This window comes from Streptomyces sp. NPDC058685 (genome assembly GCF_042714725.1).
Taxonomy (GTDB): Bacteria; Actinomycetota; Actinomycetes; order Streptomycetales; family Streptomycetaceae; genus Streptomyces.
Genome location: NZ_JBHXSL010000011.1, coordinates 105881 through 130086, shown reverse-complemented (window position 1 = coordinate 130086; position 24206 = coordinate 105881). Strand labels below are relative to the sequence as shown.

At 68.1% G+C, this 24206-nt stretch carries 22 protein-coding genes; 10 read left to right on the top strand and 12 right to left on the bottom strand.

The features are described from left to right. Positions 1-57 precede the first annotated feature (57 nt). Together ACFWU3_RS13340 and ACFWU3_RS13335 are read right to left on the bottom strand one after the other, a co-directional pair. Positions 58-1140, bottom strand: coding sequence for an inositol-3-phosphate synthase (locus tag ACFWU3_RS13340; RefSeq protein WP_384435547.1), 1083 nt, complete (start codon positions 1138-1140; stop codon positions 58-60). Positions 1141-1199: 59 nt separating this feature from the next. After that, positions 1200-1916 (bottom strand): helix-turn-helix transcriptional regulator, encoded by a 717-nt coding sequence (locus tag ACFWU3_RS13335; RefSeq protein WP_384435544.1) that lies wholly within the window; start codon positions 1914-1916, stop codon positions 1200-1202. A gap of 359 nt (positions 1917-2275) precedes the next feature. Here ACFWU3_RS13335 and ACFWU3_RS13330 point away from each other — a divergent pair, with 359 nt between their 5' ends. Together ACFWU3_RS13330 and ACFWU3_RS13325 are read left to right on the top strand one after the other, a co-directional pair. Next, a complete protein-coding gene (locus ACFWU3_RS13330) occupies positions 2276-4987 on the top strand; it encodes a transglycosylase domain-containing protein (RefSeq protein ID WP_384435540.1) in 2712 nt (903 codons plus the stop codon). A 112-nt stretch (positions 4988-5099) separates the two neighbouring features. Continuing rightward, on the top strand, positions 5100-6605 hold the full coding sequence (locus ACFWU3_RS13325) for a glycosyltransferase family 87 protein (RefSeq protein ID WP_384435537.1): 1506 nt from the start codon (positions 5100-5102) through the stop codon (positions 6603-6605). Positions 6606-6669: 64 nt separating this feature from the next. Here ACFWU3_RS13325 and ACFWU3_RS13320 read toward each other — a convergent pair whose 3' ends face one another. From ACFWU3_RS13320 to ACFWU3_RS13310, 3 genes are all read right to left on the bottom strand, one after another. Next, a complete protein-coding gene (locus ACFWU3_RS13320; RefSeq protein ID WP_313945332.1) occupies positions 6670-7701 on the bottom strand; it encodes an alanine racemase in 1032 nt (343 codons plus the stop codon). A gap of 85 nt (positions 7702-7786) precedes the next feature. After that, entirely contained in the window at positions 7787-8905 is a 1119-nt protein-coding gene (locus ACFWU3_RS13315) for a peptidoglycan bridge formation glycyltransferase FemA/FemB family protein (RefSeq protein WP_313945333.1), read from the bottom strand. 229 nt (positions 8906-9134) lie between these two features. Continuing rightward, positions 9135-9458 carry a hypothetical protein gene (locus ACFWU3_RS13310; RefSeq protein WP_384435533.1) on the bottom strand — a complete coding sequence of 108 codons (324 nt, stop codon included), beginning with the start codon at positions 9456-9458 and terminating at the stop codon, positions 9135-9137. Positions 9459-9717: 259 nt separating this feature from the next. Between ACFWU3_RS13310 and rpsF the strand changes: the two genes are divergently transcribed. The 4 genes from rpsF (at position 9718) to rplI (ending at position 11433) form a co-directional block, all read left to right on the top strand. Further along, complete coding sequence (gene rpsF / locus ACFWU3_RS13305) at positions 9718-10008, top strand: 30S ribosomal protein S6 (protein WP_159689873.1); 291 nt, start codon at positions 9718-9720, stop codon at positions 10006-10008. Positions 10009-10082: 74 nt separating this feature from the next. After that, complete coding sequence (locus ACFWU3_RS13300) at positions 10083-10679, top strand: single-stranded DNA-binding protein (protein ID WP_327682417.1); 597 nt, start codon at positions 10083-10085, stop codon at positions 10677-10679. Positions 10680-10732: 53 nt separating this feature from the next. After that, positions 10733-10969, top strand: coding sequence for a 30S ribosomal protein S18 (gene rpsR, locus ACFWU3_RS13295; RefSeq protein ID WP_003956534.1), 237 nt, complete (start codon positions 10733-10735; stop codon positions 10967-10969). Between the two features lie 17 nt (positions 10970-10986). Continuing rightward, a complete protein-coding gene (gene rplI / locus ACFWU3_RS13290) occupies positions 10987-11433 on the top strand; it encodes a 50S ribosomal protein L9 (RefSeq protein WP_313945336.1) in 447 nt (148 codons plus the stop codon). 104 nt (positions 11434-11537) lie between these two features. Here the strand turns inward: rplI and ACFWU3_RS13285 are convergent, their stop codons facing one another. Further along, positions 11538-12875 (bottom strand): MATE family efflux transporter, encoded by a 1338-nt coding sequence (locus ACFWU3_RS13285; protein WP_384435529.1) that lies wholly within the window; start codon positions 12873-12875, stop codon positions 11538-11540. A 442-nt stretch (positions 12876-13317) separates the two neighbouring features. Here ACFWU3_RS13285 and dnaB point away from each other — a divergent pair, with 442 nt between their 5' ends. Together dnaB and ACFWU3_RS13275 are read left to right on the top strand one after the other, a co-directional pair. Next, a complete protein-coding gene (gene dnaB / locus ACFWU3_RS13280) occupies positions 13318-14784 on the top strand; it encodes a replicative DNA helicase (protein ID WP_384435738.1) in 1467 nt (488 codons plus the stop codon). A gap of 221 nt (positions 14785-15005) precedes the next feature. Beyond that, entirely contained in the window at positions 15006-15638 is a 633-nt protein-coding gene (locus ACFWU3_RS13275) for a DUF2461 family protein (RefSeq protein WP_384435526.1), read from the top strand. Between the two features lie 73 nt (positions 15639-15711). Here the strand turns inward: ACFWU3_RS13275 and ACFWU3_RS13270 are convergent, their stop codons facing one another. Then, positions 15712-16275 (bottom strand): dihydrofolate reductase family protein, encoded by a 564-nt coding sequence (locus tag ACFWU3_RS13270; RefSeq protein WP_384435523.1) that lies wholly within the window; start codon positions 16273-16275, stop codon positions 15712-15714. Between the two features lie 356 nt (positions 16276-16631). On the opposite strand from ACFWU3_RS13270, the gene ACFWU3_RS13265 reads away from it, so the two are divergent. Then, entirely contained in the window at positions 16632-18014 is a 1383-nt protein-coding gene (locus ACFWU3_RS13265) for a serine hydrolase domain-containing protein (protein ID WP_384435521.1), read from the top strand. Positions 18015-18090: 76 nt separating this feature from the next. On the opposite strand, the gene ACFWU3_RS13260 is transcribed toward ACFWU3_RS13265, so the two are convergent. From ACFWU3_RS13260 to ACFWU3_RS13240, 5 genes are all read right to left on the bottom strand, one after another. Next, the gene (locus tag ACFWU3_RS13260) at positions 18091-19254 is read right to left on the bottom strand and encodes a winged helix DNA-binding domain-containing protein (protein WP_384435518.1); all 1164 of its coding nucleotides are present in this window, start codon (positions 19252-19254) and stop codon (positions 18091-18093) included. A 25-nt stretch (positions 19255-19279) separates the two neighbouring features. Then, positions 19280-19732 (bottom strand): GNAT family N-acetyltransferase, encoded by a 453-nt coding sequence (locus tag ACFWU3_RS13255; RefSeq protein WP_384435515.1) that lies wholly within the window; start codon positions 19730-19732, stop codon positions 19280-19282. A 10-nt stretch (positions 19733-19742) separates the two neighbouring features. After that, positions 19743-20201: a MarR family transcriptional regulator gene (locus ACFWU3_RS13250; protein ID WP_313945343.1), complete on the bottom strand. Its 459-nt coding sequence runs from the start codon at positions 20199-20201 to the stop codon at positions 19743-19745. Between the two features lie 101 nt (positions 20202-20302). Continuing rightward, positions 20303-21160: a GNAT family N-acetyltransferase gene (locus tag ACFWU3_RS13245; RefSeq protein ID WP_384435511.1), complete on the bottom strand. Its 858-nt coding sequence runs from the start codon at positions 21158-21160 to the stop codon at positions 20303-20305. 5 nt (positions 21161-21165) lie between these two features. Then, positions 21166-21711 (bottom strand): DUF2269 family protein, encoded by a 546-nt coding sequence (locus ACFWU3_RS13240; protein WP_384435508.1) that lies wholly within the window; start codon positions 21709-21711, stop codon positions 21166-21168. A 761-nt stretch (positions 21712-22472) separates the two neighbouring features. On the opposite strand from ACFWU3_RS13240, the gene ACFWU3_RS13235 reads away from it, so the two are divergent. Further along, the gene (locus tag ACFWU3_RS13235) at positions 22473-24200 is read left to right on the top strand and encodes a globin domain-containing protein (protein ID WP_384435505.1); all 1728 of its coding nucleotides are present in this window, start codon (positions 22473-22475) and stop codon (positions 24198-24200) included. The last annotated feature ends 6 nt before the right edge of the window (positions 24201-24206 follow it).

The window sequence follows — 24206 nt, the reverse complement described above, 5'->3', positions numbered from 1 at the left end:
CGCCGAGGGTCCCCGGGCGGTAACCCGGGGACCCTCGGCGGACGATCAGCTGAACGCTTAGCGCTCGACCTCGCCCTTGATGAACTTCTCGACGTTGGCGTAGGCCTCGTCGTCGAAGTACTGCACCGGCGGGGACTTCATGAAGTACGAGGACGCGGAGAGGATCGGTCCACCGATACCCCGGTCCTTGGCGATCTTCGCGGCGCGCAGCGCGTCGATGATGACACCCGCGGAGTTCGGGGAGTCCCAGACCTCGAGCTTGTACTCCAGGTTCAGCGGGACGTCACCGAAGGCGCGGCCCTCGAGGCGGACGTACGCCCACTTGCGGTCGTCCAGCCAGGCCACGTAGTCCGACGGACCGATGTGGACGTTCTTCTCGCCCAGCTCGCGGTCGGGGATCTGCGAGGTGACGGCCTGCGTCTTGGAGATCTTCTTGGACTCGAGGCGGTCGCGCTCCAGCATGTTCTTGAAGTCCATGTTGCCGCCCACGTTGAGCTGCATGGTGCGCTCAAGACGGACACCGCGGTCCTCGAACAGCTTCGCCATCACGCGGTGCGTGATGGTGGCACCCACCTGCGACTTGATGTCGTCACCGACGATCGGGACGCCCGCCTCGGTGAACTTGTCCGCCCACTCCTTGGTGCCGGCGATGAAGACCGGGAGAGCGTTGACGAAGGCGACCTTGGCGTCGATGGCGCACTGCGCGTAGAACTTCGCAGCGTCCTCGGAACCGACGGGCAGGTAGCAGATCAGGACGTCGACCTGCTTGTCCTTCAGGGTCTGGACCACGTCGACCGGAGCCTCGGTGGACTCCTCGATGGTCTGGCGGTAGTACAGGCCCAGACCGTCGAGGGTGTGGCCGCGCTGCACGGTGACGCCGGTGTTCGGCACGTCGCAGATCTTGATGGTGTTGTTCTCGCTGGCGCCGATGGCGTCCGCCAGGTCGAGGCCGACCTTCTTGGCGTCCACGTCGAAGGCGGCCACGAACTCCACGTCGCCGACGTGGTAGTCGCCGAACTGCACGTGCATCAGACCCGGCACCTTGCCGGCCGGGTCGGCGTCCTTGTAGTACTCGACGCCCTGCACCAGCGAGGCGGCGCAGTTGCCCACGCCGACGATGGCTACGCGAACCGAACCCATTCCGGTTGCTCCCTGTGTGATCTCGGTATTCCGGATGAAACCCTGCGGACCGCGGGGTCTCACTTGGTGGTGTCGTCGGACGGATCCGGCGGGGTGGAGGGCCCGGGAGAGAATCCCCCGGACGACTCGGCACTCCCGTACCGGGGCAGGCCGCCCGTCGCTCCAGATGTGCTGTCCTGCTGAGCCGCGCTCTCGGGGGAGGGCTGTTGCCGGCCCCGCCCCGCCCGCTCGCTCTCGATGAGCTCGTTCAGCCAGCGCACTTCGCGCTCCACGGACTCCATGCCGTGCCGCTGAAGCTCGAGGGTGTAGTCGTCGAGGCGCTCCCGTGTGCGGGCGAGGGAAGCGCGCATTTTCTCCAGGCGCTCCTCCAGCCTGCTGCGACGGCCTTCCAGCACCCGCATCCGCACCTCTCGCTCCGTCTGCCCGAAGAAGGCGAAGCGAGCAGCGAAGTGCTCGTCCTCCCAGGTGTCCGGGCCGGTGTGCGAGAGCAGCTCCTCGAAGTGCTCCTTACCTTCTGCCGTCAACCGGTAGACGATCTTGGCGCGGCGCCCTGCGAGTGACGCGGCGAGAGCATCCTCGGGAGCACTTCCCGGTTCCTCGATCAACCAGCCGTTGGCGACCAGCGTCTTGAGGCAGGGGTAGAGGGTTCCGTAACTGAAGGCGCGGAAGATCCCCAGCGACGTATTGAGTCGTTTGCGCAGCTCATAGCCGTGCATCGGGGCTTCACGGAGCAGACCGAGGACGGCGAACTCGAGGATGCCGGAGCGCCTGCTCACCGATACCTCCTTCGCCATCCCGGTCATTTATGTCGTGCTGATGTATCGACTCGATACATCAGCACGATAGGCCCGTGTGCCTCCTGCGACAAGGGGGGTCATCGTGAACGGCGTCACATCATCAATTCACAGCAGGCAACTTGCCTGATTTGGGGTGAACTTCATTGCTAGGTGGGTTTTGACCGTGCGTAGTCTGTGCGGCATGCAGACCACCGGGAACCATGAGACGCCTGTGTGCGTCCTCGCCGTGGATGCGCAGCGGATGAGCTCTTTCACGAGCTGGTCCGTATCCATTTCGGGGGGACCGGAACTCAACTGCCGCTTCCAGGCGTCTCGCCTGCCCGAGGAGTAGTCGTTCGATGAGCGAGCACCGTCGCAAACCGCCGCAGCCGCAAGGTGGCGGGCGTGCGGCTGCCAGGCGCGCCGCCCAGCAGCCCACTGGCCGCCGCGCAGCCCCGCGGGGCACCGGCTCGGAATCTCCCTCCGCTTCGTACGGTGAGGAGCGGACTTATGGTGGCCGGGCCGAGGCCCGCCGCGCCGCACAGCGTGGTGGCAGCCGCCGGCGCGTCGACGAGGCCGCGGGCGCCGGGCACGGCGGCCGCGGCGCAGGTCGCCGCGGAGGCGGCGGGGGCGGGGGCCATGACGGACCCGGCCGGGGCGGTGGAGGCCCCGGCAAGAAACGCCTGATCGACTATCCGCGCCACAACAAGTACGGATGGCGACGCTGGGTTCCTTCGTGGAAGCTCGTCACCGGGTTGTGCATCGGATTCCTCGGCAGTCTCATGGCGGCCGCCACCATCGCCTACGCGATGGTGGAAGTGCCCGACCCGAGCAAGACCGCCCAGGCGCAGAACAACGTCTACTACTGGGCCGACGGCACACAGATGGCTGCCACCGGTGGGGAGATCAACCGCCAGATCGTCGGCATCGGGGAGATCCCGCAGGCGATGCAGAACGCGGTGATCTCGGCGGAGAACAAGACGTTCCGTACGGACTCGGGAATCGACCCCATGGGTATCGGCCGGGCCGTGGTCAACATGGCCAAGGGCGGCCAGACCCAGGGTGGCTCGACCATCACCCAGCAGTACGTGAAGAACGCGCGGCTCGGCGACCAGTCGCAGACCCTGAGCCGTAAGTTCAAGGAGCTGTTCATCTCCATTCGTGTCGGTACCGACATGGACAAGTCGGAGATCATGGCCGGCTATCTGAACACCTCGTACTACGGGCGTGGCGCCTATGGCATCCAGGCCGCGGCTCGTACGTACTACGGCAAGAACGCCAAGGATCTGAACCCCAGCGAGTGCGCTTTTCTCGCCTCGCTGCTCAAGGGTGCGACGTACTTCGATCCGGCCGGTTCCGTGGACATCGATCCGGCAGCGACGCCGCAGGCCAATCTGGCCCGCGCGACGGAACGCTGGCAATGGATCATGAACGAGATGGTCAAGGACGGGCATCTGCCCGCCACCGAGCGGGCGGACTACCCCAAGTTCCCGATGCCCCAGTCCATCTCCAAGGGGGCGAAGCTCGGCGGACAGGTCGGCTATCTCGTCGATCTCGCCAAGTCGAACTTCCTCAACAACTACGAGAACGTCGACGCGAACGACCTGGCGCGCGGGGGATACGAGATCCGCACGACCTTCGACAAGAAGAAGGTCCAGCAGCTCGAGAAGGCGGTGCGAAAGGTCCACGCGGCCAACATCAAGCCCGACAAGCGGCCGGAGACGGACACCCACGTCCAGTTCGGTGGTGCCTCGGTCGACCCGCGGACCGGTGCGATCGTCGCCATCTACGGCGGCGCGGACGCGACCAAGCACTTCACCAACAACGCCAACGAGACCGGTGCCCAGGTCGGATCGACCTTCAAGCCGTTCGTCCTGGCTGCCGCCATGCGTGACGGTGTGCGCGACCCGCAGGGCGGCGCGGACCAGGGCAGTGACGAGCGCACGATCGTCGACCCCGACAAGAGCATCTACAACGGCCAGAACAAGCTCAAGATCAAGAACTACGACGGCTCGGTGTGGCAGAACGAGGAGGGGAAGGAGTGGCTGCAGACCAACGACGGCGATGAGTCGTACAAGGACATCACGCTGCGTGAAGCCATGATCCACTCCGCGAACTCGCCGTTCGTGCAGCTCGGTATGGACGTCGGCATCCCGGTGGTCCGCCAGGCGGCCATCGACTCCGGTCTTCTCGAGAGCTCGCTCAACAAGTCGGACGTCCCCTCGTTCTCGATCGGTATCTCCTCCCCCAGCGCCATCCGTATGGCCGGCGCCTACGCAACCTTCGCGGCCGAGGGCGAGCAGCGTGCCCCGTACTCCGTCAAGGAGGTGAAGCGGGAGGGCAAGACGATCTACGAGCACAAGGACGACCCCGTCGGGAAGTTCACTCCGGCCGTCGCCAACAACGTGACCGATGTGCTCAAGGACGTCGTCGAGGACGACGAGGGCACCGGCAAGAACGCGCGCCTGCCGGGCCGTGAGGTCGCCGGCAAGACCGGTACGACCGACGGCAACAAGTCCGCCTGGTTCGTGGGCTACACCCCGCAGCTGTCGACCGCGATCGACATGTACCGCCTCGACGACAACGAGAAGAACGCCAAGCGCGGCTTCCTCGAGATGTTCGGAACGGGTGGCCAGAAGAAGATCCACGGTGCGTCGTTCCCGTCGGAGATCTGGCAGGCGTACATGAAGGAAGCTCTCAAGGGCCAGAAGGTCATGAAGTTCCCCGAGCCGGAGCCGCTCGGACAGGCCGTCTGGGGCGGCGGAGCCGTCAGCCCGTCTCCCACGCCGTCCGAGACGCCGAGCGAGACGCCGTCCGAGACCCCGAGCGAGACGCCGTCCGAGACCCCGACCGAGAGTCCCGACCCGTCCGAATCCTGCAACCCGTGGGAGGACATCACCTGCGGTACGCAGGGTGGTGCCACCGGTGGCCAACCCGGCGGTTCGGACAACGGCGGAGGCGACAACGAAGGGTCGGACGGCGGCCCGACGAGCAGTTCGTCGCCACCGGCGGGCAACGGTGGCAACAACGGCAACAACAACGGAGGCCTCTTCGGTGGCCCAGGGGGCTGACGCCCCCGCCGTGGCTCCGTGACCACAGGGCCGTCGCAGCCGGGACGCACAGCGTGCGTCACGATGCGGCGGCCCTGCGGCGTATCCGATCCCGTACGGCAGGATGTGCACCATGCCCAGCGCAGAAGAGACGAGCGTGTACGAGGACAGGCCGGATGTCCGGCCCACCCGGCGGGATTCCGTCGCCGCGTCCGGCAGCGAGCTGATCGGCGGCCCGGCCGGCCGCTGGGCCCTGCGTGTCCGCAGCGGCTATCTGACGCCGGTACGGGTCGTGGCGCTGGTGGCCATCGGCATGTTCGCGCTGGGCATGGTGCAGAAGATGCCCTGTTACAACTGGGCCTGGTTCCGGGGCACCAGCTCGCAGTACACGCACGCCTGCTACTCCGACATTCCGCATCTCTTCCTGGGGCGCGGCTTCTCGGAGGGGCTCATCCCGTACTTCGACCGGCTGCCCGGTGACATGGAGTACCTGGAGTATCCGGTGCTGACCGGTCTGTTCATGCAGGTGGCGTCCTGGCTGAATCTGGCCGACGGCTCGCTTCAGCAGCAGGAGCAGGCCTACTGGATGATCAACGCAGGCATGCTCATGATCTGCACGGCGGTCATCGCTGTCTGTGTGGCCCGCACACACCGCCGCCGGCCGTGGGACGCGCTCCTGGTGGCCCTGGCGCCCGCGTTCGCCCTGACCGCGACCATCAACTGGGATCTGCTGGCGGTGGCACTGACGGCGGCGGCGATGCTGATGTGGTCCCGTGGCCGGACGCTGGCCTTCGGCATCCTCATCGGGCTGGCGACCGCTGCCAAGCTCTATCCCGTACTTCTGCTGGGCCCTTTGCTCCTGCTGTGCTGGCGGGCCGGCAAGTGGCGAGAGTTCGCCACCGCGGCGCTGGGCGCGGCGGGCGCGTGGTTCGTCGTCAACCTGCCGGTCATGGCGCTGGCGCCCGAGGGCTGGAAGAAGTTCTACACCTTCAGCCAGGAACGGCAGATCGACTTCGGCTCGTTCTGGCTGATCATCACCCAGCGCACCGGCGAGGGCATCGACGTCGAGAAGGTGAACACCTACGCGACGCTGCTCATGCTCCTGGCCTGCGCGGGGATCGCGGCGCTCGCGCTCGGAGCGCCACGGCGGCCGCGTCTCGCGCAGCTCGCCTTCCTGGTCGTCGCCGCGTTCATCCTCACCAACAAGGTCTACTCGCCGCAGTACGTCCTGTGGCTGATCCCGCTCGCCGCGCTGGCACGGCCGCGCTGGCGCGACTTCCTGATCTGGCAGGCATGCGAGGTCATGTACTTCCTCGGGATCTGGATGTACCTCGCCTACACGACCAGCACCAAGCACCAGGGACTGCCGCCCGAGGGGTACCAGGTGGCGATCGCCCTGCATCTGTTGGGGACGCTCTATCTGTGCGCCGTGGTGGTGCGGGACATCCTGATGCCGGAGCGGGACGGCGTACGGCAGGACGGCTCGGACGACCCGTCGGGCGGAGTGCTCGACGGGGCGGAGGACGTCTTCGTCGTGGGGCAGGCGGCGCGCCCTGCGCGGCATGCGGCGCACGCGGTGGAGGGGCCGAAGGTGGAGTGGGGAACGGGGCCGCGAACGACCGGCGGAGCCCAGCCGTAGGGCCGGAACCCGTCATGGGGCCCCCGGGAGGTCAACGGACTCCCGGGCGGCCCTCAGAATCGGCTCAGCGGTCCACCAGGCGGTCGAACTGGGTCGTGGTGTGGCGAAGATGCGCCACCAGCTCGTCGCCGACCCGCGGCTCGTCCGCATCCGAGGGGACGAACAGGATCGAGACCTGCATGTGCGGGGGCTCGGCGAACCAGCGCTGCTTGCCCGCCCAGACGAACGGAGAAAGGTTCCGGTTGACGGTCGCCAGGCCTGCTCGGGCGACGCCCTTGGCACGGGGCATCACACCGTGCAGCGCCTTCGGAGCCTCCAGGCCGACGCCGTGCGAGGTGCCGCCGGCGACGACGACGAGCCAGCCGTCGGACGCGGCCTTCTGCTGCCGGTAGCCGAACCGGTCGCCCTTGGCCACACGGGTCACGTCGAGGACGGCACCGCGGTATTCGGTCGCGTCGTGGTCGCCGAGCCACAGCCGCGTGCCGATACGGGCGCGGAACCGGGTCTGCGGGAACTGCTGCTGGAGACGGGCCTGCTCCTCGGACCGCAGATGGCTGACGAACATGGTGTGCAGCGGCAGACGGGCGGCACGCAGCCGGTCCATCCAGCCGATGACCTCCTCGACCGCGTCGGAGCCGTCGGTGCGGTCCAGCGGCAGATGCAGGGCGAAGCCCTCCAGCCGTACGTCCTCGATGGCGGAGTGGAGCTGTCCCAGGTCCTGCTCCGAGACGCCGTGGCGCTTCATGGAGCTCATGCACTCGATGACGACGCGGGCGCCGACAAGGGCGTGCACGCCGTCGACCGAGGAGACGGAGCGGATCACGCGGTCGGGCAGCGGAACCGGCTCCTCGCCCCGGCGGAAGGGCGTGAGGACGAGGAGGTCGCCGCTGAACCAGTCCTTGATCCGGGCCGCCTCGTACGTCGTCCCGACGGCCAGCATGTCGGAGCCGAAGCGGGAGGCCTCTTCCGAGAGCCGCTCGTGACCGAAGCCGTAGCCGTTCCCCTTGCAGACCGGTACGAGGCCGGGGAACTGGTCGATCACGGTCTTCTGGTGCGCCCGCCAGCGCGCGGTGTCGACGTAGAGGGAGAGCGCCATGGCCGGCCCGGAACCTTTCTGGTGTGTGCGGTGTATCAGAGGTATGTACGAGATCTACGAGGTTACGGGTTCGGCCGCGGACACGTCAGCGGCGCGACATGTACATGTCCAGCGCCTTGTGCAGCAGCTTGTTGAGGGGGAAGTCCCACTCGCCGACATACTCCACGGCCTCGCCGCCGGTGCCCACCTTGAACTGGATCAGACCGAAGAGGTGGTCGGTCTCGTCCAGCGAGTCGCTGATGCCGCGCAGGTCGTAGACCGTCGCACCCATGGCGTACGCGTCGCGCAGCATCCGCCACTGCATCGCGTTGGAGGGCCGGACCTCACGCCCGATGTTGTCGGAGGCGCCGTAGGAGTACCAGACATGCCCACCGACGACCAGCATCGTCGCCGCCGACAGGTTCACACCGTTGTGCCGCGCGAAGTACAGCCGCATGCGGTTGGGGTCCTCGGAGTTGAGCACCTTCCACATGCGCTGGAAGTACGAGAGCGGGCGGGGCCTGAAGTGGTCGCGCACGGCGGTGATCTCGTACAGGCGCTGCCATTCCTCGAGGTCGTCGTAGCCGCCCTGGACGACCTCCACGCCGGCCTTCTCGGCCTTCTTGATGTTGCGTCGCCAGAGCTGGTTGAAGCCCTTGAGGACGTCGTCGAGGGACCGGTTCGCGAGGGGCACCTGATAGACGTAGCGCGGCTGGACGTCACCGAATCCGGCACCGCCGTCCTCGCCCTGCTGCCAGCCCATCTTCCGCAGCCGGTCGGCGACTTCGAAGGCGCGCGGCTCGATGTGGGAGGCCTCGACGTCGCGCAGCCGCTTCACGTCCGGGTCCTGGATGCCCGACTTGATGGCAGGAGCGTCCCAGCGCCGGATGACGACCGGCGGACCCATCTTCACGGAGAAGGCGCCCTGCTGCTTGAGATGGGCGAGCATCGGCTGGAGCCAGTCGTCCAGGTTCGGGGCGTACCAGTTGATGACCGGGCCCTCGGGCAGATAGGCGAGGTAGCGCTTGATCTTGGGGAGCTGGCGGTACAACACCAGGCCGACGCCGACCAGTTCGCCGCTCTTGTCGAACCAGCCCAGGTTCTCCGAGCGCCATTCGGTCTTCACATCAGCCCACGCCGGGACCTGGCAATGACTGGCCGACGGCAGTGTCTGGATATACGCCAGATGCTGCTCTCGGCTGATGGTCCTCAGGGTCAGGCTCATGCGGGGCGCTCCTCGGCAGGTGTGTCCCCATGGGTCAGGGGCTCCGGCTCTCGCGCCGAAGCCTACTGCGCTGGGGGAGCGCCCCGAATGGCTGCAGGGAACAGCGTCCCTGTGACATGAGCCCTGCCCGCCCGCGCTGCCCTGCCCGAGCGAGCTGTCGATGAATCCGGGCCGACTGCTCCGGACGGGCCAGGGCCTGTCGAGGGGTGGGGTCGCCGCTCGGACCGGGCTAGCCGATGAGCCCGCCGAAGAGACCGCCGTGGGCCATGCCGAGGAAGAAGCCGAGACCTGATGCGCCGAGGCCGACGATCAGAGCGAAGCGCTCGCGGGTCGTCGCCGAGATGAACTGCCCGTACGCACCCGTGAGCAGGCCGATGAGGCCGGCCCAGGAACTGATCAGATGGAGGCTGTGGAACATCGCCGTGACGAAGGCGAGGACGCCGAGCACCAGCGTCACCGCGACCAGGGTGTCCTGGAGGGGGTGGGGCTTGCCGTCCGTGGCGAAGAGGGAAACAGCGGACTGACTGGACTGACGTCGCATTGCCTGTGCCATGAGGCACCTCCTGGCGTTGCCGGAAGGCGGCGCATCGTAGCGCCGCGCACACCCGATGTGTACAGATTGCGTCCCCTGGCCACCGGATTTCAACCGGAAGCACGTCTGCAGGTACTCTGTACGGTCTGCACCGGTGTCTGCCCTGCCCACAGCCGATCGTCCGCGATTGTCAGTGGTGGCGGATACCGTTGCTTACGCATCACGACCCTCCTGCCACGGAACGACCGTGGCCGCTGAGTCCAAAGGAGGTGGGTTCTACATGCGTCACTACGAAATGATGGTCATCCTCGACCCCGATCTCGAGGAGCGCGCTGTCTCCCCGCTGATCGAGAACTTCCTCTCCGTCGTCCGTGAGGGCAACGGAAAGGTGGAGAAGGTCGACACCTGGGGCCGTCGTCGTCTCGCTTACGAGATCAAGAAGAAGCCCGAGGGCATCTACTCGGTCATCGACCTGCAGGCCGAGCCTGCGGTCGTCAAGGAGCTCGACCGCCAGATGAACCTGAACGAGTCGGTCCTCCGGACCAAGGTCCTCCGTCCCGAGACCCACTGAGCGCCTAGCTCAGAGGTCATCGGGTTCGAGTAGCAGCAAGCAGCCAGAAGCAATCCCCGCCGAGAGGTTCACCCATGGCAGGCGAGACCGTCATCACGGTCGTCGGCAATCTCGTCGACGACCCCGAGCTGCGCTTCACCCCGTCCGGTGCGGCGGTCGCGAAGTTCCGCGTCGCGTCCACTCCCCGCACCTTCGACCGTCAGACCAATGAGTGGAAGGACGGCGAGAGCCTCTTCCTCACCTGCTCGGTCTGGCGTCAGGCGGCGGAGAACGTCGCAGAGTCGCTCACGCGCGGCATGCGCGTCGTCGTGCAGGGCCGGCTCAAGCAGCGGTCCTACGACGACCGCGAGGGCGTCAAGCGCACGGTCTACGAGCTGGACGTCGAGGAAGTCGGCCCCAGCCTGAAGAACGCCACGGCCAAGGTCACCAAGACCACCGGTCGCGGTGGCCAGGGCGGCTACGGCGGCGGTCAGCAGCAGGGCGGCGGCGGCAACTGGGGCGGCGGCTCCAGCGGTGGCCAGCAGGGTGGCGGCGGTGCTCCCGCCGACGACCCCTGGGCCACCAGTGCGCCGGCCGGCGGCCAGCAGCAGGGTGGCGGTGGAGGCGGCAGCTGGGGCGGAAGCTCCGGCGGCTCTTCCGGCGGCGGCTACTCGGACGAGCCCCCCTTCTAGGGATTCCCCAGGGGAGCTTGTACCCCCACTTCTTGATCACACAGGAGATACACATGGCGAAGCCGCCTGTGCGCAAGCCGAAGAAGAAGGTCTGCGCATTCTGCAAGGACAAGACCGTGTACGTGGACTACAAGGACACGAACATGCTGCGGAAGTTCATTTCCGACCGCGGCAAGATCCGTGCCCGCCGCGTCACCGGCAACTGCACGCAGCACCAGCGTGACGTCGCCACGGCAGTCAAGAACAGCCGTGAGATGGCACTGCTGCCCTACACGTCCACCGCGCGCTAAGGAAGGGTGACCGAATCATGAAGATCATCCTTACCCACGAGGTCTCCGGCCTCGGCACCGCCGGCGACGTCGTCGACGTCAAGGACGGCTACGCTCGCAACTACCTGGTCCCGCGCGGTTTCGCGATCCGCTGGACCAAGGGTGGCGAGAAGGACGTGGCGCAGATCCGCCGCGCCCGCAAGATCCACGAGATCGCGACCATCGAGCAGGCCAACGAGATCAAGGCCCGCCTCGAAGGCGTGAAGGTGCGTCTGGCTGTTCGCTCCGGCGACGCCGGCCGCCTCTTCGGCTCGGTCACCCCGGCGGATGTCGCTGCGGCGATCAAGTCTGCCGGTGGCCCGGACGTGGACAAGCGTCGCGTCGAGCTCGGTACGCCGATCAAGACCCTGGGCTCGCACCAGGTGTCTGTGCGTCTGCACCCCGAGGTTGCCGCGAAGCTCGGCATCGAGGTTGTTGCCGCGTAACGCGCTGCACTCAGCAGTACGGCAGAGGGCCGCACCTTCCGGTGCGGCCCTCTCGCCGTTTCACGTGAAACAGCGCGTTTCACGTGAAACATCCGCTGGATTCCTCAGCGGCTTGCGCCCGTGACGACCCAGCGGCCCGACTGCATTCGGTGCCAGAGGGTCAGCATGCGTACGGCCATCATCAGCGTCATGGCCCACCACAGAGCCGTCAGCCCGCCACCGAGGGTGGGAACGAGCAGGGCCGCAGGCGCGAAGACGGCGAGGGTCACCAGCATCGCCCCGGCGAGATAGCGCCCGTCGCCCGCTCCCATCAGCACGCCGTCGAGCACGAAGACCACGCCGGCGATGGGCTGGGAGAGAGCGACCACCAGCAGGACAGGCAGCAGGGTGTCGTGCACGACCGGATCACCCGTGAACAGCGGGAGGAAGAGCGGGCGGGTGGCGACGATCAGCAGCCCCAGCACAACGCCCGAGGCGATGCCCCACTGCACCATGCGGCGGCACACCTGACGTGCGCCGTCGGCATCACCGGCGCCGAGATACCGGCCGATGATCGCCTGTCCTGCGATGGCGATGGCGTCCAGGGCGAAGGCCATCAAACTCCACAGGGAGAGCACGATCTGGTGAGCGGCGATCTCCGCGTCGCCGAGGCGGGCCGCGACCGCCGTCGCGATCAGGAGGACGGCACGCAGCGAGAGCGTACGCACCAGGAGAGGTGCACCGGCCTGGGCGCTGGCTCGTATGCCTGCGGTGTCGGGTCGGAGCGAGGCGCCGTGCTTCCGTGCCCCTCGAACGACCACGATCAAGTAGGCCACGGCCATGCCGCACTGGGCGATGACGGTGCCCCAGGCCGATCCTGCGATGCCGAGTCCGGCGCCGTAGACCAGGCCGACGTTGAGGGCCGCATTGGCAGCGAAACCGCCGATGGCCACATACAGGGGAGTGCGGGTGTCCTGGAGACCGCGCAGAACGCCGGTCGCGGCCAGCACGATCAGCATGGCGGGGATACCCAGGCTCGAGATGCGCAGATACGTGATGGCGTAGGGGGCGGCGGTGTCGGATGCTCCGAAGATGTCGACCAGCCAGGGGGCGGCCGGCAGGGTGACGGCGACCACGGCAGCGCCGAGAAGCAGCGCCAGCCAGATTCCGTCCATGCCCTGGCGGATGGCCGAAGCCAGGTCGCCCGCGCCGACGCGGCGTGCGACGGCCGCGGTGGTGGCGTAGGCGAGGAAGACGAAGATGCTCACGGCGGTCATCAGGAGAGCCGCGGCGACACCCAGCCCGGCGAGTTGCGGGGTGCCGAGATGGCCGACGATGGCGCTGTCGACGATGACGAAGAGCGGCTCGGCGACGAGTGCACCGAAGGCGGGGACGGCGAGCGAGACGATCTCTCGGTCGTGGCGTCGCCGGACCGTCTTCGGATCCCTGAGGGCCTGAGTCATGGGGTCAATGTAATCTTCCACAGGTAAGAGATGCAATTGCCAAGAGGCCCTTACTTCCCCCTCCTGTGGAGGCGCGGCCGTGCGCCGTTTGTTCTGATCTTGGCCCAGTCGGGAAAGTTTTTCTCCCCCACAGCCGGTGGACGGAAAAAGCCCAGCTCAGAGTTGGTGTGGCAAGGTGAGCCCGACTTTGTCCACAGTGCTGTCCCCCGGTCCGTGCACAGGTTCTGTGGGGTTCTCCACAGAACCTGTGCGGTCATCCACACGGCCTGTGGATAACCAGATTGGCTGACGGTGCCGCCGGGCCTACCGTGGACCGTCGCCCGACGCGCCGGAACCGGAGCCGGGCCACTCGTTTTGTCAGTGCCGTGCCGTAGAAAGAGGTGCACGGCTAGGTCCGCGGAGCGGACGGGAGGAGGTGGCCCGGGTGAGCATTTCCGAGCCCTTGGACGATCCGTGGGCGGCCGACAGCGGCCCCGGCGATCGTCTGCCCGTTTCCCGTCAGCGCCGTAACGACCACCGTGGTGGCCGTGACGATCAGCACGAGCGCGGCAGGGACAGCGGAGGGTGGGAGGGAGGCTCTCCCGGGTTCGAGCGGGTGCCGCCCCAGGACCTGGATGCCGAGCAGTCGGTGCTCGGCGGCATGCTCCTCTCCAAGGACGCGATCGCCGATGTCGTGGAGATCATCAAGGGCCATGACTTCTATCGGCCCGCCCACGAGACCGTCTACACGGCGATCCTCGACCTCTATGCCAAGGGTGAGCCCGCCGACCCGATCACCGTGGCGGCCGAACTGGTCAAGCGCGGCGAGATCACCCGGGTCGGCGGAGCTCCCTATCTCCACACGCTCGTCCAGTCGGTCCCGACCGCGGCGAACGCCTCCTACTACGCGGAGATCGTCCATGAGCGGGCGGTGCTGCGACGGCTCGTGGAGGCCGGCACCAAGATCACGCAGATGGGATACGCGGCCGACGGCGACGTCGACGAGATCGTCAACTCCGCCCAGGCCGAGATCTACGCCGTCACCGAGCAGCGGACCAGCGAGGACTATCTCCCGCTCGGCGAGATCATGGAGGGCGCTCTCGACGAGATCGAGGCGATCGGGTCACGCAGCGGCGAGATGACCGGTGTGCCCACCGGCTTCACGGACTTCGACTCCCTGACGAACGGTCTGCACCCGGGCCAGATGATCGTCATCGCGGCCCGCCCCGCGATGGGTAAGTCCACGCTGGCGCTGGACTTCGCCCGGGCCTGTTCCATCAAGAACAATCTGCCGAGCGTGATCTTCTCTCTCGAAATGGGACGGAACGAGATCGCGATGCGCCTGTTGTCCGCCGAGGCACGGGTGGCGCTGCACCATATGCGGTCCGGGACGATGACCGACGAGGACTGGACCCGGCTGGCCCGCCGGATGCCCGATGTCTCCCAGGCGCCGCTCTACATCGATGACTCCCCGAACCTCTCCATGATGGAGATCCGGGCCAAGTGCCGCCGGCTGAAGCAGCGCAACGATCTGAAGCTCGTGGTCATCGACTATCTCCAGCTGATGCAGTCCGGTGGCTCCAAGCGGGCGGAGAGCCGACAGCAGGAGGTCTCGGACATGTCCCGAAACCTCAAGCTGCTGGCCAAGGAGCTGGAGTTGCCGGTGATCGCGCTCTCGCAGCTGAATCGTGGACCCGAGCAGCGGACGGACAAGAAGCCGATGGTGTCCGACCTGCGTGAGTCGGGCTCCATCGAGCAGGACGCGGACATGGTGATCCTGCTGCACCGCGAGGACGCGTACGAGAAGGAGTCCCCGCGAGCGGGCGAGGCGGACCTGATCGTCGCCAAGCACCGTAACGGCCCCACGGCCACGATCACCGTGGCGTTCCAGGGCCACTACTCCCGTTTCGTGGACATGGCGCAGACCTAGGTCGTGCCTGTGGGATCCCACGTTCGGCTGCACCATCCCACCGTCCGCTTCATATCGACTGCGCTCTCCGTGGTCCTCGACGAACTCGCCCACCGCGCACGGCACACGGCACATCGAACTGGCCGGCGAGCCGCCGCCACACGTCCCACCAGGTCCGGGACCAGGCATCCCTGCCCGTCGCACTCTCCGCGCGCGGATCATGGGTGAGCTACCATCCGCGCATGCGCGGACAGTTCACCGGCTGGCCGGAGCAGGCCATGGACGTGTTGTGGCAGCTCCAGGGCGAACCGACCCACGCGACCCGCGAGCGCTGCCGCGCGGACCGCGAACGCCTGGTCCGGCAGCCGATGATCGCCCTTCTCAACGAGGTCGCGGACACCGACCCCCGGTACGAGGACTTCTCCGTCTGGCACTACCGCACCAACTCCTGGTGGTGGCAGCACCAGAGCGCGGTGATCCGGCTCGGCCGCAAGATCGAGATCGGTCTCCGGTTCTCCCTGGACGGCCTGCGGATCCAGGGCGCCTGGTGGTACCCCGATCCCGGCCAGGTGGACATGTTCCGTAGAGCCGTGGACTCCGAGGGGAGCGGCCGCGAACTGTCCGCCATCGTCGAGGACGTGCGGAAGAAGGGCTACGACATCTCCGGGGACGTGATGAAACGCCCTCCGCGCGGCTATCCGACAGACCACGCCCGTACGAACCTGCTGCGGCACCGTTCTCTGATCGCCGCGCGTCCCCTCGGCTGCGAGGAGTGGCTGCACACCCCCGAGGCGGTCGACCGGGTCCTCTCGGCCGCCGCCGACCTGGACGCCCTGCTGATGTGGCTGGTCCGCCACGTGAAGCGCGCCGCCTGACATCGCAAGGGCGCCGCGCGGCAAGTAGGCGCGGACAGGGGCGATCCCCCGCGCGGCGCTCCCGGACGGGCGCTCAGCGCCGCGTCTCGTACCTGGTCAGGACCACGCCGCCGGGAAACGTCCGCGTCTCCACCAGATTCAGGTTCACCCGGCTGTCCAGCGCGGTGAAGAACGGCGTGCCGCCACCCACCAGGACCGGCACGGTGGCCAGCACGTACTCGTCGATCAGCCCGGCCCGCATAGCCGCCCCGGCGAGCGCCGCGCCGCCGATGTCCATCGGGCCGCCGTCCTCGGCCTTGAGCCGGGTGATCTCGGCGACCGCGTCGCCGGTGACCAGGCGGGTGTTCCAGTCGACCTGGTCGATCGTCGAGGAGAACACGACCTTCGACATGTCCCGCCAGCGGCCCGCGAACTCGATGTCCGCCGGGGTGGCGTTGGGCTGCTGGTCCCCGGTCGGCCAGTAGGAGCTCATCGTCTGCCACAGCTTGCGCCCGTACAGCGTCAGGTCGGTCGCCTGCAACTGGTCGGACCAGAACTGGAACAGCTCGTCGCTCGGCACGCCCCAGCCGATGTCGTCGCCGGGCGCGGCGATGTAGCCGTCCAGGGACAGGTTCATGCCATAGATCAATTTCCGCACGGTGCCAGCCTTCCGCGAGTCGGTCTCCCACGTACAGACCGGCGCGCCGCGGGAAACTCATCGGAGCGCGGTCTGAGCTCACACTGGGTCCTTGTGCTCGATGGCTCAGCAGCAGACTCATCGTTCCGCCGAGGAAATGGCATCGATCTGAGACGGATCTCGGGTGACCTCGTGGTGAGACAACAGAGAGCCGGCAGATCACAGAAGTTCGACATGTCATCGGCGGCGAGACCCTGCAGCCCTGGAGCCGCGGCCCGTCGCGGAGCCCGCCAGGGCCTCCGGTCGTCTCTTCCGCGGGTCGCGAAATGCCGGGGAATGCGGTCGACGTGGCGAGGTGCCGCCGGTAGACCTGCCTCATGACCTCACCCTTTACCGAGCTGCTCCCCGCCACCAAGCGGGCTCTCCTGCACCGCATCGCGGTCGCCCAGGCCGAAGGGCGCGCACCCTCGTTCGTTGCCGGGGTGGCGCGTGAGGGCCATCTGGCGTGGACGGGGTCCCGCACCTCCGTCGACGGCCACGGTCCGGACGCCGACACGCAGTACCGCATCGGCTCGATCACCAAGACGTTCACCGCCGTCCTGGTGATGAGGCTGCGGGACGAGGGGCTGCTCGATCTGAGTGACCCACTGGAGAAGCATCTGTCCGGTACCGGCGTGGGGGACGCGACCATCGCCCAACTCCTCGGCCACAGTGCCGGGTTGAGCGCCGAGTCTCCGGCGCCGTGGTGGGAGCGGACGCCGGGATCGCAGCGGCCGGAGCTCGGCGATGTCCTGGGTGAGGGGGCGCGTACGCACCCGGTCGGGCGGCGGCACCACTACTCCAACCCCGGCTACACGCTGCTCGGATCATTGATCGAGGCGGTGCGCGGTGCTTCCTGGGAGGACGTGCTGCGGACGGAGATTCTGGAGCCCTTGGGCCTGAGCCGTACGAGCACTCAGCCCGACGCTCCGCACGCCGGTGGCTGGGCCGTGCACCCCTGGGCCGACGTGCTGTTGCCCGAACCGTCCGAGGACCTCGGGCTGATGGCGCCGGCGGGACAGCTCTGGTCGACGGTCACCGACCTCTCCCGGTTCGCTGTCTTTCTCGCCGAGGGCGACGAGCGCGTCCTGCGGGAGTCCTCGGTACGGGAGATGCGGACACCGTCCGTGCCGCTGGAGAGCGGGGGCTGGGACGCCACCTACGGGCTGGGTGTGCAGATCGTCCGGAAGGACGGCCGAACTCTCGTGGGGCACACAGGCTCGCTGCCCGGCTTCGTCGCGAGCCTGTGGGTGAGTGTCGATGACGGGGTCGCAGCCGTCGCGCTCGCCAATGCCACCTCAGGGCCGCTCACAGCGGCTGTCGCGGCCGATCTCGTCGGCATCGTCTCCGAGGCCGAGCCCCGCATCCCCGAGCCCTGGAAGCCGCTGCCGGAGGTCGATCAGGAGCTCTTGGCGCTGACCGGGCCCTGGTACTGGGGGACTTACTCCTTCGGGCTGCGGCTGCTCGCCGACCGCGGTCTGGAGCTGCTTCCGTTGCAGGGCGTCGGCAGGGAGGCGCGGTTCATCGCGGAGGAGGACGGTACGTGGACCGGCCAGAACGGCTACTACGCCGGCGAGACCCTGCGTGTGGTGCGCCGTGAGGACGGTTCGGTCCTGCATCTCGACCTGGGGTCGTTCGTGTTCACTCGGGAGCCCTATGAGCCGGAGGGCGGGGTGCCGGGCGGAGTGGACCCGGAGGGCTGGCGCGGACTGCCGCTGTGAGGCCGGCCCTTGCGAGTCTCTCCCTGCGGGTTCGGGCCGATGTTTCACGTGAAACGTGCGCAGCCGCCGATGCGGTCTAGGCCGACAACTCGCGCTCCAGGGGCGTACGGAACCGAGGGGTGATCCGGGCGTCGCCCACCCAGCCCGCCAGCCGTGAGGCCTCCGTTTCGACGGCGGCGCTGGCCTCACGGCCGGCATCGCTGAGCAGACGCCAGACGATCTCGCCGTCCGGCCGCTGCGCCCAGCCACCGATGATGCGGCCGTTCCACCAGACCGTCGGGCCGATGTTGCCCGACCGGTCGAAGAGGGCCGTGCGGTGCTCCGCGTCGAAGTGGAAGCCGCGGTCGGCCCAGGCCATGGCACTGGGGTCGAGTCCCGGCAGCAGCGCCGCCCAGGGCTCCGGCGCGAAGTCGGGCCCGATGTCGCCGGGCGCCACATAGCCGGCCGCACCACCGTCGAGCCCGACCTCCTCGGCGGCGACGGCGGTGAGCGCCTTGCGCACATGCCCGAGGCTCCATCCCGTCCACCACTTCAGATCCGCTTCGGTGGCGGGGCCGTACGCGAGGAGCCAGCGGCGGGCCAGTTCGACGCGGGCTTCAGCCGCATCCACTGCCGGCCAGGTCCGGCCGACGGTCCAGCGGAACTGACTGGAGGTCCAGGAGCCTCGGGGCCGGTCGCGGCGAATACGGCCCTCGGCGGCGAGCACTCTGATGACGCGCGTGGCGACGCCTTGCACCGTCTCGTACTTCTTGCCGGGGAAGACGGTGATCTTCATCCGGAGAGCGGGGACGTCCGCGGAGAGCTGGGTGCCTGTGGCGGGGCCACCCCGGTCAAGAGCGGCGAGAACCGCCTCTTCCGCCTTGCCGAGCCAGCGCGCGTCCAGGCCGCCGCCGTCCTCCTCCAGATGCGCGAGGAGGGTGCTGCGCTCTTTGATCGCGATGGCGTGGGCCGTGGACGCCTCGACGTACGGCGCGAGTTCGGCGGAGACGGCGAACAACGTGCGGCGCATGGAGAGCAGCCGGACCAGCGTCACGTCGTCGTAGAGAGCTCGTTCCACAGCCTCGATACCCGGCGTCGAGAGACGGGCGCAGGTGGAGAGGAAGACGGTCGCGGCATCGGTCGCGTGCAGCGCGACGACCGCGTCCGCTGCTGCCACCGGGTCGTCCACCCGTGTGGAGGGGGCCAGACGTTGCCGACGGCCGAGCCGGATGCGGCGTTGTTCGTCGCTGATCCGATGCACGCGGACTCCCTGAGCGGAGAACTGTTCAGAGCTGGAGCTTGAACCCGATGTGAGACGCCTCGAAGCCCAGCCTCTCGTAGAAGCGGCGGGCGTCGGTGCGGGAAGCGTCCGAGGTCAGCTGGACGAGTCGGCAGTCCTGTCGGCGCGACTCGTCGATCGCCCACTCGATGAGCCGCGTGCCGAGGCCGCTGCCGCGTTCGTCGGCGTGGATGCGGACGCCTTCGATGATCGACCGGGTGGAGCCGCGGCGCGACAGACCGGGGATGATCGTGAGCTGGAGGGTGCCGACGACACGGTCCTGGCGGGCGGCCACGGCGAGGATCTGGTTCGGATCCCGGGCAAGGCGCTCGAAGGCCGCGTGGTACGGGGTCATGTCGTCCGGCGACTCGCGCTGAGCACCGAGTGGATCGTCGGCGAGCATCGCCACGATCTCCGGGATGTCGTCGAGTACAGCGGGGCGTATGTCCAGATCGCTCATGATCGGCAGACTACGCGGGGACCCGAAGTTCCTCGACGGTGCGGACCAGGGGAGCGAGCTCCGGAACCTTGGCGGCCTCGTCGAGAGCCTCGCGCAGCGCCGAGTCGTTGGTGGGGCGGGCCTCGGCAAGCAGAGTGAGGCCCGTCTCGGTCACGTCCGTGTAGATGCCGCGCCGGTCGGTGTCGCAGAGGTACCGGGTCAGCAGTCCGCGGTCCTCGAGGCGGGTGACGAGGCGGGTCGTGGCGCTCTGGCTGAGCACGACGGCGTCGGCCACCTGCTTCATCTGGAGGTGTCCGCCGGGGCCGCTGTGCTGGCGGCTGAGGACGTCGAGGAGGGAGTACTCGCGCATGCTCAGGCCGTGCTTGCTCTCGAGAGCCCGCTCGATGTGGGCCTCGATCCTCCCGTGGAGCAGCGACAGGGCGCACCAGCTCTGGGAGAGCGCGGTGAGCGCGGGATCGGTCGCGGTCATCTGTCTTCCTCCTCCAGCCCGAGTGGCTACCTCGTCAAGGATAGACGACACGTGCAATATTCCGCGTTTGCAATCATCTGCGCTCCCCCGACCTGGGAGTTCTAGCCTGCGGCCACCGAGAGCGGGGCGAAACGCCGGGTCCAGTCGCCGGGGAGGTCGTCGATGCCGTAGGTCATGACGGCGTTGAAGGCGATCGGTTCGAGGCCGCGCTCCTTCAGCCAGCCCAGCAGTTCCTTGTGCCGTACGTCGATGTCCGTCCGGAAAGGGCGGTCCGTGGCCGGAGCGAGCGAGGTGATCAGAGCCTTGGCCGTATCCGTGTCGCGGGCGATCAGAGGGCCGATGACATGCGTCTCCATGTTCGGCCAGGCCGCGGCGTAGCCCGTCAGTACGCCGTCGTCCTCTGCCACCCGGAGCTGGTCCGCGAAGGCCGGCAGGCGCGCGATCATGTGGGTGCGGTCGAGTCCGAAGACCTCGGTGTCCAGACGGACGATCCGGGGGAGGTCCTCGGCGGTTGCCGGGCGGGTGGTCACGGCTGTGGTGTCGGCCGGGTCCGGCCGGAAGTGGCCTCGGATCATCTCCGCGCGCCCGACGTTGACGAAGCCCAGCTGCTCGTACAGCGGGCGGCCGCTGGGGGTGGCATGCAGGCTGAGCGGGGTGGGGCCGGCCTCCCGCACCAGGTGCCGCATCATGCGGCGTCCGATGCCCCGGCGTTCGTACCGCTGCGCGACCAGGACCATGCCGATGGCGGACAGCCCGGGACCGTACGACGTGACGACGGAGGCCGCGACCAGTCCCTTGCCCGCCGGGTCATCGATTCCGTACCCCGTCCCCGCCGCCAGCAGCAGGCCCCACTTGTGTTCCTCGCGTGGCCATCCGCGGTCCTCGGAAAGATCGGCGCAGGCAACGAGGTCGTCCCTGGTGAGACGGCGGATGGGTAGCTCCGGGAGCGGTGTCGACATGAGGATCAGGCTGTCTGACGCAGTGATCGCTCGTCCAGTGCTTTCGCGGAAGTACTCGTGCTGCGCAGGCGGCGGCCACGGCGGGTGAGTCCCCAGGGCTTCAGAACGGAGATGACGGTCATGAAGACATAGGCGCTGAAGGAGACGATGGGTCCCATCATCAGGCCGAGAGGATCGGGCAGTGCCGCGCCCGACGAGACGGTCTCGACGGCCTCGTCGACACCTGGACGGAGGGCGAATGCCGAAGCCGCGATGGTGACCAGAGTCAGCCAGAACTTCGTGTAGACCCAACGGTGCCGTGCCAGGCCCCACTTGGTGCCGAGGGAGAGAACCAGTCCGGTGAGCAGGGTCAACAGGGCCACGGGCAGCACCAGCCAGTCCGTGAAGACCTTCATCGACCGGGCGGCGGCCTCGATCATGGCGGTGGAATCGGTGACGTTGGCCGAGACGGCAAGCGCGAGCAGGCCGAGCGTGAGCCCGAGCCAGCCGGCGGCCGCGGCGACATGGACGACGAGGATGGCCCGGCGAGCGGGGCGCTTGAGTGGTTTCACGTGAAACACAGTGCCGGGCAGGGCGATGGATGGCGTCTGACGGAGGGAGTAATCCCCCGTACTAGCTCCGGCGTACATGGCGCTCGGCCACCGACCGCACAGGCTGACTCTTCCGGCTGTGTCTTTCCGATGGCGCTCGGGTGACGTCCCCATGGCGCCCCGAAGATGACGCCGGCCACCTGCGGGGGGCACCGTTGACTCACCCGTGATGACCGCCGCTATTCTCTGCTCGGCCGTAAACGTGAAGATCGCGAACCGGCTCTGTGCAGAATCCGAGATGGGTCTGGACGCATGTGTTGCATGCGGTGATTCCATGTCCGACGCAGAGATACTGCGTCGGCGCCCACGCGGCCGCTGTGCACGCCGGCCGTCGTCTCTCGGGCGTGGCCACACACATCGATGCGGGGGGCAATCTGCGCGAGGCCTGTGAACTGGTGTGTTTCCGCGGGCGGTACGGATGAGGGCAGCGGCCTCGGTGGTGCCCGGTGAACAGGCATGGGTGGCATTGGAGCCTAACGGGTAAGCGGGTGTGGATGCCCGGACTTTCCGCTCTTTGTCCGTTGACGGGGCGCCGACTGACATGCTGCGACGACGGGTGCTGCGGTCAACGTCACATTCCGAGCCCGCTCGTCCCGAATCAGCCGAGGCCCATGGTTAGTGTGGCCTGGACGTACTCCTGGGGCAGAAGCGGGGAATGAGGCACGTTCCGAATCACCGGAAGTGCGGGGACCGACCGAGAGATGTTCGAGGCGAGGCAGACAATGGACGCTCCGACCACCACGTCGGCCGACTACGGCACTTCAGGCGAAAACGACAAGGGTGGCTGGTTCACCCCGCGCAAACAGCCGGACCAGGGCCGCACCGCAACCGGTGACGCGCCGGAGGGCGCCGGACGAGAACGGACCGCCGTCCCCAAGCGGCCGGTGGCATCCATACGCCCGGTGGGTTCCGGTGCCTCCCGTACCGCCCCACCGCCTTCAGCGACAGAGTCCGAGGCCTTTCCCGCCGAGCAGGTGACCGCGGCGGACGACGACCCCCCTCACAGAGCCCCGCGCCCCGAAGCGCGGCCCGAGCAGGAACCGCAGCACGACGCGGCGCAGGGCAGGCACCCGCAGCACGACGTGCCGCAGGGCGGGCTCCCGCAGCATCACATGGCGCAGGGCCAGATGCCGCGGTACGAGACGGGCCACCCCGGTGAGACACCGACGCGGCTGCACCTGGCCGGCCATCCGCACGACGCCCAGGCCGCTCAGGCCCCGGCGGCCCAGCAGGCTCAGGCGCACGAAGCCCAGGCCGCGCACCGGGCCCTGAGCCAGGAAGCCCCGGCGTACGGCGATCCCTACGCGGACCACCTGCCGCCCGCCGCACCTGCCGACAACGCTTCCCCCGACGCGATCCTCATCCGCCGGACCATGGCGGAGATCGCCCCCGTCGCGGACAAGGTCACGTCCTACTTCTACGCCCTGCTCTTCGTCCGCCACCCCGAACTGCGCGGGCTCTTCCCGGCGGCCATGGACTCCCAGCGCGACCGGCTCCTCAAAGCGCTGCTCACCGCGGCCGAACACATGGACAACGCGGAGGTGCTCACCGAGTACCTCCAGCACCTGGGCCGCGGCCACCGGAAGTACGGTACGCATGCTGCCCACTACCCCGCCGTCGGTGAGGCCCTGATCGGCGCCCTCACCCGGTACGCCACGTCCACCTGGGACGAGGAGACCGAGGCCGCCTGGGTGCGGACGTACACGACGATCTCGCAGATCATGATCGACGCGGCGGCCCAGAACGAGCGTCTCGCACCGGCGTGGTGGCATGCCGAGGTCGTCTCGCACGATCTGCGGACGCCCGACATAGCGATCATCACCGTCCGCCCGGACCAGCCCTATGCGTTTGTCGCCGGGCAGTACACCAGCCTGGAGACGCCCTGGTGGCCGCGGATATGGCGGCACTACTCCTTCGCCGGGGCCCCGCGCTCGGACGGTCTGCTCACGTTCCATGTGAAGGCCGTCCCGGCGGGCTGGGTCTCCAACGCGCTCGTCCATCACGCCCGTCCCGGCGACGTGCTGCGGCTCGGTCCGCCCGCCGGGTCGATGACCGTCGACCACACCACCGACAACGGTCTGCTCTGTCTCGGCGGCGGCACCGGTATCGCGCCCATCAAGGCCATGGTCGAGGACGTCGCCGAACACGGGACGCGTCGGCCGGTGGAGGTCTTCTACGGGGCACGGACCAACTTCGACCTGTACGACATCGACACCATGCTGCGGTTGCAGCAGACGCACCCCTGGCTGTCCGTCCGGCCCGTCGTGGACGACCGGGCGCACTTCCCGGACGCGGTCCGCGAGTTCGGCCCCTGGTACGAGTACAGCGCCTTTCTGTCCGGGCCGCCCGGGATGATCCGCAGCGGCGTGCACGCGCTGCGCGGTATCGGCATCCCGGTCGACCGGATCCGCCACGACTCCCTCGAAGAGCTCGTCGCGGCCGGCGACTGAGGAACC

Excerpts from the sequence above, each read along its gene's own strand:
- ACFWU3_RS13245 (WP_384435511.1), bottom strand. The coding sequence starts at position 21,160 with ATGTCGACACCGCTCCCGGAGCTACCCATCCGCCGTCTCACCAGGGAC.
- ACFWU3_RS13320 (WP_313945332.1), bottom strand. The coding sequence starts at position 7,701 with ATGGCGCTCTCCCTCTACGTCGACACCGCGCGCTGGCGGGCGCACCAG.
- rpsF (WP_159689873.1), top strand. The coding sequence starts at position 9,718 with ATGCGTCACTACGAAATGATGGTCATCCTCGACCCCGATCTCGAGGAG.
- ACFWU3_RS13250 (WP_313945343.1), bottom strand. The coding sequence starts at position 20,201 with ATGACCGCGACCGATCCCGCGCTCACCGCGCTCTCCCAGAGCTGGTGC.
- ACFWU3_RS13300 (WP_327682417.1), top strand. The coding sequence starts at position 10,083 with ATGGCAGGCGAGACCGTCATCACGGTCGTCGGCAATCTCGTCGACGAC.
- ACFWU3_RS13275 (WP_384435526.1), top strand. The coding sequence starts at position 15,006 with ATGCGCGGACAGTTCACCGGCTGGCCGGAGCAGGCCATGGACGTGTTG.
- ACFWU3_RS13330 (WP_384435540.1), top strand. The coding sequence starts at position 2,276 with ATGAGCGAGCACCGTCGCAAACCGCCGCAGCCGCAAGGTGGCGGGCGT.
- ACFWU3_RS13255 (WP_384435515.1), bottom strand. The coding sequence starts at position 19,732 with ATGAGCGATCTGGACATACGCCCCGCTGTACTCGACGACATCCCGGAG.
- ACFWU3_RS13235 (WP_384435505.1), top strand. The coding sequence starts at position 22,473 with ATGGACGCTCCGACCACCACGTCGGCCGACTACGGCACTTCAGGCGAA.
- ACFWU3_RS13285 (WP_384435529.1), bottom strand. The coding sequence starts at position 12,875 with ATGACTCAGGCCCTCAGGGATCCGAAGACGGTCCGGCGACGCCACGAC.
- rpsR (WP_003956534.1), top strand. The coding sequence starts at position 10,733 with ATGGCGAAGCCGCCTGTGCGCAAGCCGAAGAAGAAGGTCTGCGCATTC.
- ACFWU3_RS13265 (WP_384435521.1), top strand. The coding sequence starts at position 16,632 with ATGACCTCACCCTTTACCGAGCTGCTCCCCGCCACCAAGCGGGCTCTC.
- ACFWU3_RS13340 (WP_384435547.1), bottom strand. The coding sequence starts at position 1,140 with ATGGGTTCGGTTCGCGTAGCCATCGTCGGCGTGGGCAACTGCGCCGCC.
- ACFWU3_RS13315 (WP_313945333.1), bottom strand. The coding sequence starts at position 8,905 with ATGAGCCTGACCCTGAGGACCATCAGCCGAGAGCAGCATCTGGCGTAT.
- ACFWU3_RS13325 (WP_384435537.1), top strand. The coding sequence starts at position 5,100 with ATGCCCAGCGCAGAAGAGACGAGCGTGTACGAGGACAGGCCGGATGTC.
- ACFWU3_RS13310 (WP_384435533.1), bottom strand. The coding sequence starts at position 9,458 with ATGGCACAGGCAATGCGACGTCAGTCCAGTCAGTCCGCTGTTTCCCTC.
- rplI (WP_313945336.1), top strand. The coding sequence starts at position 10,987 with ATGAAGATCATCCTTACCCACGAGGTCTCCGGCCTCGGCACCGCCGGC.